The following is a 9,097-nucleotide window of genomic DNA, read 5'->3' as shown; positions in this document are numbered from 1 at the left end:
GGCCGGCGGATCCTGAAACGCGCGGTGCCCAACCCAGAACGCTCTTTGCCCAACGGCTGTTCGAGTTCTTTGATACCGGCGTGAATGGTGGTACGCGACAGACCGGTCGCACCGGCCACCAGGGTGAAGCTCATGGCTTCGGCTGCCGCCCAAAGGCGCAGCGTGTTTTCCGTCAGACGACCAACCAACTGCTGGTATTTCTGCTTGGTGGCTTTGCGCAGGCCTTGTCCACGCATAAAGAATAGGTCCTTACAAGATATTGTTCAAGTTATTTCTACTAGCGGCCTTAGGACCGCGAGCTTGGACTTGGCTCGGTCTGGGATTGGTGATCGGTACAGCGGGATTGTGGTGGGGAACCGAACGACTGTGGGGACAATTTCTCGGCTTCGACTTTCAAGGGCAAGAATCAAAAGGAAGCCTGACATCACGGCACCATATGGCCCTGCGGAACGATTGCCGCGGCTTTTGTCCATGAGATCGCACAGAGCGGAGTGCCCCGAACGGGGCCTGAAGGCGACCCTAAAAAAGCCGAGACCTCACCTTTAGAGAGAGAGACTATGAGCACCTATACGCTTCACATCACGGGAATGACCTGCGACCACTGCGCGCGAACGGCCGAAGACGCCTTGAACGCCTTGCCGGGTGTGTGGGCCGAGGTCTCGTACGAAGAGGGGATTGCCCTGGTGAAGGCGCCTTCGGATGTGGGAGTCGAGCGCCTCATCGAGCGCATCGAGTCGAAAGGCTTCAAAGCGGGGCTTAGCGCTTAGCGAATAGACCGCCGGTCCACAAGCAACGAGGAGCCAAGCGATATGAACGTGCAAACGCTGCGCATCACCGGCATGACCTGCGATCAATGCGCGAAGTCGATCGAGGAGACCCTGGCCGGTATGAGGGGGGTGATGGAAGCCCAGGTCTCCTACGACGAAGGCACCGCCCGCATCAAGACCGAAGCGGGGATCTATAGCGCCAAGCTCATCGATACCGTCCAGGGCAAAGGGTTTGGCGCGGAGGTGCTGGATCGCAAGGGTTCGACTGTGGGGAAGGAGGTGTCGCACCGGCCGCGCATCCCGGTCGTCGACACGCCCACGCCTTCCGCCAAACCGCGATTGGGATCGCGAGGCGCTCTCCACATCGCGATCGTCGGGAGCGGGGGGGCGGCGTTTGCTTGCGCCATCCGCGCGGCCGAGGAAGGCGCTACTGTCACGTTAATCGAGCGGGGGATTCTCGGCGGGACCTGCGTCAACGTCGGCTGCGTGCCCTCCAAGATCATGATCCGCGCCGCGCATCTCGCGCACCTGCAATCCGACCACCCCTTCGACGGCATCAAGAAGCGCGCCGCCGTCCTCGACCGCCGAGCGCTCCTGGCCCAGCAGCAGGGTCGAGTAGAAGAGCTGCGGCATGCCAAGTACGAAAGCATCCTAGAATCCAATCCCAGGATCACGCTCTTACGCGGATCCGCGCACTTCACCATGGGGAGAGCCCTGGTGGTGAAAGAACCGGGGGGCCAGGAGCGGAGGCTGCGTGCCGACCGCGTGCTGATCGGAACCGGCGCCTCCCCCGCCCTCCCCGAGACTCCGGGTCTCAAGGACACCCCCTACTGGACCTCGACCGAGGCGCTCGTGGCGGAACGATTGCCGGAGCACCTCATCGTCTACGGGGGCTCGGTGGTCGCGCTGGAGCTCGGACAGGCGTTTCTGCGCCTGGGCTCGAAGGTGACACTCATCGCGCGCTCGACCCTGCTGTCTAAGACCGATCCGGCCATCGGGGAAGGGCTTAAAGCGGCGCTCGAAGGCGAAGGCATGCGCATCCTGACCCACACCGCCGTGAAGCAGGTGCGCTACGGGAGGCGCTGGTTCCGCAAGCGGTTCAGCGTCGAGATAGACCGGGAGACCCTCATGGGCGATCGCCTGCTGGTAGCGACGGGCCGCGCACCGAACACGGCCGGCCTGGGGCTCGAGAAGGTCGGGATCAACACAGACAAGCGCGGCGCCATCGTCGTCGACGATCACCTGCGGACCAGCGCCGAGTATATCTATGCGGCCGGGGACTGCACGACCCAGCCGCAGTTCGTGTACGTCGCCGCAGCGGCCGGCACCCGTGCAGCGATCAACATGTTGGGCGGGGAGGCGGCCTTGGACCTATCGGCCGTGCCCGAGGTCGTGTTCACCGATCCGCAAGTCGCGACCGTGGGCCTGACGGCGGCGCAGGCGAGCGAGCAGGGCTTTAAGGTCGAGAGCCGCACCTTGAGCCTGGACAACGTGCCACGGGCGCTCGCGAACTTCGACACCCGGGGCTTTATCAAGCTCGTGTCCGAGCGCGAGAGCGGGCGGCTGCTCGGGGCCCAGGTACTGGCCGGAGAAGGCGGGGAAGTGATCCAGACGGCGGTGCTCGCCATCCGTCACCGCTTGACGGTGCAGGGCCTTGCCAATCAGCTCTTCCCGTACCTCACCATGGTCGAGGGGCTCAAGCTCTGCGCCCAGACCTTCACCAAAGACGTGAAACAACTGTCCTGCTGCGCAGGATGAAATAGGGTCCGCTATGGAATCAGGCACTCTCGAGACGATTGGATTAGGGTTGGCTGCAATCGGGCTGATACTAGCCGCGGTGTGGCAGTTAAGCTTCATGTGGCTAGATCCGCGGAAGGAGACCGATGCAGAGAAGCGCCGACGAGAGAAGCGAGAAAAAAAAAGTGGCGTCCAAGCCCAAATAAGTCGAGGAGCTGAGCCGGTAGGGGGCGAAGAAAAGCCTCCCTCGGCGGCTGATCGCGTGTATTTCAATTCTCTGGGGAGATGGCGATGATCAAAACTGACGAGCTCATTCTCACGCATGACCCCGCTCCCGCACGGCGCCGCCGGTGGAGCCGCGTCCTGGGCTTTCTCGCGCTCATCACCTGCCCCTGTCATGTGCCGCTCCTTGCGCTCACACTCTCGGGGACCGCTGCCGGCGCTTTGCTCGCGGCGCACTTCGACGAGGCGGTCATGCTGTTTTCCGTGCTCTTCTTGCTCTCGCTCTGCGCCGCAATCCGGGTGTGGCGCGGCAAGGGGATCGATGGCCCATGACCCTAAGCCACGAACCATTTTGATCGACCCCCGCGCACCGGTCTCTGAAACCGGTGATCTTCGGGGTAACCACCGGAGGAGAAAGGCATGCACGACTTTATGAAACAGTTTGCCGGGCTCGTGGGCGCAGCCATCGCGGCCGCGTGCTGCCTAGGAATATCGGCGGTCATTGCCGCGGTGGGCGCCGTGGGTCTCGGGTTCCTGATCCACGATGCCTATCTCTTTCCCATCTTCGTGGGGTTTATCGCTTTGAGCCTATGGCTCCTCTACCGCTCCGCGCGGGGTCATGCGGACATCGCCCCCTTCTGGTTGGGCTTAGGCGGTGGCGTTTTCGGCGCAGCGGGCTTGTGGCTCTTGGTCACGGGGCTCTACCCGATGCCATGGTCGGTGTATGGAGGGCTCGCGCTGTTGGTTGCGGGCAGCGTGTGGGATGTGGTCAACGGCCGGCGCGCCGCGGCGTGTGCCCCGCAAGAGCGTGAGGGACCTGACGCCTCGGTTACGGGGGATGCGAACAAGCCGGAGCTTGGGATGCGCGTGGCCAAGGGCGCAGCCCTAAGCGTGGCGGCGGCCGCGGCCTTCTATGCGATGTACAAGTCCGTCGATGCCGTGGCGCCCCAGGCCGAGGCGGGTGAGATCGCCTGCTGGGGCATCAGTTCCTGCAAGGGCACAAGCGCGTGCACGACCGCGTTCAATGCCTGCAACGGCCAGAACGCGTGCAAGGGCCGATTGATGCCGAAGTAACCCCGGTATTCCTCGGTCCCGAAGCGTCGCTTGTACTCGATGAGCACATCCCCCACCCCGAACTGGGGAACTCCGTCCCCACCCTCGGCGTAAGGGATCGGGAGCTCCACGCTGAGCTGAGTGAATCGATCATAGCCGCGGCATCGGCCTTGGTCCAAAAGCCTACCCCACCAGACCCTTTGAAGGTCTCGTCCTTGGCTTCGAGGTATTTCTTACCGTTCAAGTAGCCCTCGATCCTCGCGCCATGCTGGGTGATCCTGATCCCGAACCACTCACCCGCTTTGATACCGATGCCACGGGCGTTCGCGATCTGCGTGCGCCCCCCTTCACATAGTAGAGCCTGAAGTTATTTTCGAGGGGGTTGTAGCGGGCCACATAATAGTTGTTGACATCTCTTGCACGCCAGATCAGGCCGCCGCTCTGGTCCTCCTTGCCGGTATTGGCCCGTACCTTGACCTCGATCTCACCGTCCTCGAAGGCGATATCCCGCGTCCAGCATAAATTAAACACCATTCCCGACGTATCATGAACTGTCTTGACGGTCAGGACGTTCGGCTTGCTGGTGGCGTTCGGGTCTGTGACGACGCTCCACTCGGCGAGTCCACCTCCTGGATTCGTGGCGTCGATGGTCCAGCCTGCCGGTAGCTGTCCTTGCGCCACTTCGTCAAAATTAACGGTCAAGTCCTCTGCGGCGAACGTTTCCATTGCCTGGAAAGGCGCCGATAACGATCCACGCCAGTGGCAGGGTGAAGAGGACGACGAATAGATACCTGAGCGGTAGGTCGGTCTTCCCGAGCAAGATGCCGAGCGGTACACCAAGTACGGTCCCACAAAGCGCGGTGAGGGACGACAGCGTCACGCTGTGCCCTAGGAGGGCCCAGGCTCGGCGGGAGAATACCAACGTTTGGTAATGCATCAGACTCGGCTTGCCATCGATCATCACGCTTGCCGTGACCATCGCGAGAAGCGGGGCCACGCCAATGACGAGCAACAGAGCGACCGCGGCCCATAGCGTAATCCGTTGGGCGTTCAACACAATGTCAGCATACTGTTGTTATAGGATCTACAGCATAGTAGATTACTCGGCGTGAATACTAATCTCACTGCCACCCCGCCCTGGCTCCTGCTTATCCTGAGCCTGCGATGTCGGTGGGATCCCGGCGCCGGCTTCGGCGATCCGGCCGCGTAAGAGGAAAAGGCGATGAATGATTCTGCCAAGCCGTCTTCGGAAGTCGCAGCGCCCGCCACAGTGAGCCTCCGGGAGGCGTTCTGGTATTGGTTACAGCTAGGCTTCATCAGCTTCGGCGGTCCGGCGGGGCAGATTTCAATCATGCACCAGGAGTTGGTCGAGCGGCGCCGTTGGATCTCGGAGCGCCGCTTCCTGCATGCACTAAACTACTGCATGGTATTGCCTGGCCCCGAGGCACAGCAGCTCGCGACCTATATCGGCTGGCTCATGCATGGGACCTGGGGTGGGATCCTTGCCGGTTGCCTCTTCGTGTTGCCGTCGCTTTTCATTCTGATCGGGCTCGGGTGGATCTACATGGCCTTCGGCCAGGTTCCCGCGGTGGCTGGGGTCTTGTATGGCATCAAGCCCGCGGTCACGGCCATCGTCGTCTTTGCCGCCTACCGGATCGGCTCGCGGGCGCTGAAAAATGGGGTCTTGTGGTCGTTGGCGGCCCTTGCTTTCGTCGCCATCTTCATCTTTGATATCCCGTTCCCCTACATCGTCTTAGGGGCGGGGCTCATCGGCGCCGTAGGAGGGCGGCTCGCCCCTACGAAGTTCAAGGTGGGGGGTGGTCACCAGGCGGCGAAGGCGAGTTTTGGACCGGCGCTCATCGGCGATGCCACGCCTACACCTGACCACGCCAAGTTTAGCTCGAGTAGGCTGATTGGCATCGCGATGGCCGGCATCGCGATTTGGGCGGGGACGCTGGGTGCGCTGATCGCCTACAACGGGTGGAACGGAGCGCTCGCGCAGATGGGTTGGTTCTTCACCAAGGCGGCACTCTTGACCTTCGGTGGGGCGTACGCGGTCTTGCCCTATGTCTACCAGGGTGCAGTGGAACATTATCAGTGGCTGACCGGGACCCAGATGATCGATGGCCTCGCCTTGGGCGAGACGACACCGGGGCCGCTCATCATGGTGGTGACGTTCGTGGGCTTCGTTGGCGCCTGGACCAAGGCCTTGCTTGGACCGGATGCCTTATTCCTGGCCGGCGCCGCCGGGGCCACGGTGGCCACCTTCTTCACCTTCCTGCCCTCGTTTCTCTTTATTTTGATCGGCGGACCGCTGGTCGAAGCGACCCACGGCGATCTGAAGTTCACTGCGCCGCTCACGGGCATCACGGCGGCCGTCGTCGGCGTCATACTCAATCTCGCGGTGTTCTTTGCCTATCATGTGCTCTGGCCTCAGGGACTCGGTGCGACCTTCGAGTGGTTTTCCGCCCTGATGGGCCTGGCCGCATCCGTGGCGCTCTTTCGCTATAACGTCGGGATCATTCCCGTTATCGGCGCATGCGGCGCTGTCGGGCTGATGTATCGCTTATCTAAGCCGTTACTGTTCTAACAGTGGAAAGTTGTTTTTTTGCTCTCACCACCGATCCGAAACGGAAGTAGAGTGCCGGGACGACGATCATATTCAGTGCCGTCGAAGAGAGCAGACCGAACAGGATCACGATCGGCATAGGCGTCTGGGTCTCACTACCGGTCCCACCCCCACGGCGCCACCCGCCATCGGTATCATGGCATCTTAGCGCCCAATGCCCCGTTGCGTGCGGCGGCGGTTGACCACGGGCCAGCCTGCCGGTGGCGGTACCCCTTCCCCCCGCCCGGTTCTGCCGGTCAACACCCGGCCAACGCAGCACTCGCCCCGGGGCACCCAATGCCCGCCTCGGAGTCACTGAAGCCGCACCCCTAACCCATCCAGGCTACCCCAAACGAGCCCTTCCCTCCCTCGCGCGGACTGCCCAATCACAACTGGCCCCTCCGACGAGATAGTACGCGTTGCAAAAGGGCATAGAACCTCCTATCCTCTATGGCAGCGGCCGGTGAAGTTACTCCACAGGAGCCCACAGTGTGTTGCTTCATAACAGCTTGCATGGCGTTTCGCGCTGCATGGTGCGGTTCGAAGGTGCCAGGGATAGCATAGCCGGGGAACACGGCCAATCCACCCTGAACTAACCACGCCGAACCCGAGAGAATGACAAGGGCTCACGCAATCCTGTGCAATCTGGTGTTGGTCGCGCTGGTGACCGCGTGGTCCCCAGGTTTTGGCGGGATTATGTATCAGTCCTGCCCGGCCGACTGCTGCGCGCCCGCCAAAGGCTCTCACCCTTGCTCTAAATCCCTTGGAGAGCAGCCCGACGAGACCAGGGTTGCATCGGACCCCGAGTGCAGTTGCAACAGTACCTGTGATGCCACCTGCTCGGAGTGCATGTATTTCCACGCCGGCGCAGTAATGCAGGTGGGCTCGTTGACCATGTCAACGGCGATATTCGCCTTCAGCCCGCCTGAGGGCAGCCTCCAGCATCACCCCTCGCGAAACTTCCGTCCCCCTCCAGCACCTCTCGCCTAGACCCGAACGACCACGGCCTCGTTGACGGGGCTGCCGCCGTGTAGCGCGGGCGGAAGGTCGTCATCGGATTCTATCCCAAACGTGTACAGCGTCCATCCCCCTGCCCTAACAATGGCCAGGGGAGGGACCGAAACGCCAAAACTCGAGCGGGCCGGAACGCCCGAGGGTCAAGTGCACCTGAGCTGGGCCACGGTACTCCATCGCCGCTCGGCGAGGGGAAAGGACAGGCTTATCAGCGAGTCGCCCCGGGGTTTTGGCGGAGGCATCCAAACCGATGGTTTTTGATTATATGAGGAGATCAGTCATGAAAAGACATGTACAGGTGTTACTCATAATTGGAATACTGTTAATGGCCGGTTGCGCGCCCCTACAGACGTGCACCATGGAACCAGCGATCGAACACACCAGGACCGGATCTGATCAGGAGGCCCTGGTGTCTCGCTACGAACAGGAGGCCCGGATGGCCCAGGAGAAAGCGGAACAATACCGGAAAACGGTCGAGCGGTATACGCGGCACCGCAATAAGGTAAATGCCACGTTAGCCAGCGATGCCGATCGACTAGCACGGGAGTGTGAGAAAGCTGCCGAGGAGAACCGTGCATTGGCGAAGTCGCACCGTGGGGGTGGTGGATAATTCGTATCAATAGGGGACGCATTGGGGTTGATTGTACCAAACAGGCGGCGCAAGGACGCGCCATAGGTAATCGGCAGTGGGCCAGGGGGAAAGCATGAACAAGATGAGAAGTAAGAGGGTGAGGGCGCCGCGTATCATTGGTCTTTGCGTGTGTTTGCTGGGGCCGGCGCCGGTTTTCTCGAACCCGGGTCTGACAGGCGAAGGGCAATACCCTACAGCGGATGAAACAGACGGGGCAGCATCCTTGACAGGTGAGGTGTTAACGATCGAGGCGGCTCTGGCCTATGCCCGGCACCATAACCCGGCCATCGGGATGGCCAGGAGCCGCGTTCAGGCCGCGCAGAAGGTGCCTGCCCAGGCCTCGGCCTTTGAGGACCCCACATTGACCTGGGAGGCCTGGAATGCCCCCGAGAATTTCCGCATCAACGAGGCGGGTAACAATATCTTCAAGCTATCGCAAAAGATCCCCTTTCCGGGCAAGCTCCGGTTGAAAGGCGAAATGGCCTCCAAGGACGCAGAGAAGGCAGAGGCCGAGCTTAAGGCCGAGGAGATCGACACCGTGGCGCAGGTCAAGAAAGCCTACTACGCTCTCTGGCTGGTCTACCGGAACCTCGAAGTCTACCGCCGGGATAAGGATCTGGTGACCCAGTTTGCGCGCATCGCCGAGCAAAGGTACGCGGTGGGCCAGGTCTCTCAGCCCGATGTCCTGCGGGCCCAAGTGGAGCTCACGCGTTTGATCAACCGGGTGACCACCGAGACCCTGGCGCTCGGTAAGGCGCAGGCGCGGCTCAATGCGCTCTTCAGCCGCCCTCCCGAGGCCCCTCTGGGGGCGCCCCAAGATCCTCCCGCTCCGGCCGTGCCGTACTCGATGTCCGAGCTCGAAAAGCTAACGCTCGGGATCCGGCCGGAGCTCCTGGCCCAGACTCGAGCCTTAGATAAGGAACGCCTGGCCCTGGCCTTGGCCCGCAAGGCCTACTATCCGGACTTTGAGGTCTCTATGAGCCGCTTCGAGAACTTTGATGCGCGGGACGGCTTTGGGGTCATGGTCTCCGCCTCGATTCCCCTGGCGTTCAAGTACAAGTACGA

Annotated in this window: 8 protein-coding genes; 6 read left to right on the top strand and 2 right to left on the bottom strand. The window is 61.8% G+C overall.

Annotation, left to right across the window (positions count from 1 at the left end; translation table 11 throughout):
• On the bottom strand, window positions 1-236 hold a 236-nt coding region (locus M3461_21060; protein ID MDQ3776662.1), incomplete at its 3' end, for an ISAzo13 family transposase.
• A 321-nt stretch (window positions 237-557) separates the two neighbouring features.
• Between M3461_21060 and M3461_21055 the strand changes: the two genes are divergently transcribed.
• The 4 genes from M3461_21055 (at window position 558) to M3461_21040 (ending at window position 3,800) form a co-directional block, all read left to right on the top strand.
• Window positions 558-767 (top strand): cation transporter, encoded by a 210-nt coding sequence (locus M3461_21055; protein ID MDQ3776661.1) that lies wholly within the window; start codon window positions 558-560, stop codon window positions 765-767.
• A 42-nt stretch (window positions 768-809) separates the two neighbouring features.
• Window positions 810-2,525 carry a mercury(II) reductase gene (merA, locus tag M3461_21050; protein MDQ3776660.1) on the top strand — a complete coding sequence of 572 codons (1,716 nt, stop codon included), beginning with the start codon at window positions 810-812 and terminating at the stop codon, window positions 2,523-2,525.
• A 270-nt stretch (window positions 2,526-2,795) separates the two neighbouring features.
• Window positions 2,796-3,059 carry a mercury resistance protein gene (locus M3461_21045; protein MDQ3776659.1) on the top strand — a complete coding sequence of 88 codons (264 nt, stop codon included), beginning with the start codon at window positions 2,796-2,798 and terminating at the stop codon, window positions 3,057-3,059.
• Between the two features lie 87 nt (window positions 3,060-3,146).
• Complete coding sequence (locus M3461_21040; protein ID MDQ3776658.1) at window positions 3,147-3,800, top strand: MerC domain-containing protein; 654 nt, start codon at window positions 3,147-3,149, stop codon at window positions 3,798-3,800.
• Window positions 3,801-4,019: 219 nt separating this feature from the next.
• Here the strand turns inward: M3461_21040 and M3461_21035 are convergent, their stop codons facing one another.
• A complete protein-coding gene (locus M3461_21035; protein ID MDQ3776657.1) occupies window positions 4,020-4,505 on the bottom strand; it encodes a hypothetical protein in 486 nt (161 codons plus the stop codon).
• Window positions 4,506-5,001: 496 nt separating this feature from the next.
• Between M3461_21035 and chrA the strand changes: the two genes are divergently transcribed.
• Together chrA and M3461_21025 are read left to right on the top strand one after the other, a co-directional pair.
• Window positions 5,002-6,369 (top strand): chromate efflux transporter, encoded by a 1,368-nt coding sequence (gene chrA / locus M3461_21030; protein MDQ3776656.1) that lies wholly within the window; start codon window positions 5,002-5,004, stop codon window positions 6,367-6,369.
• Window positions 6,370-8,255: 1,886 nt separating this feature from the next.
• Window positions 8,256-9,097: TolC family protein (locus M3461_21025; protein MDQ3776655.1), on the top strand; the 842-nt coding region annotated here is incomplete at its 3' end.

The organism is Pseudomonadota bacterium (assembly GCA_030860485.1).
In the GTDB taxonomy this organism is placed as follows: Bacteria; Pseudomonadota; Gammaproteobacteria; order JACCXJ01; family JACCXJ01; genus JACCXJ01.
The sequence above is the reverse complement of the archived record's forward strand: the minus strand, read 5'-3'. Positions and strand labels throughout refer to the sequence as shown.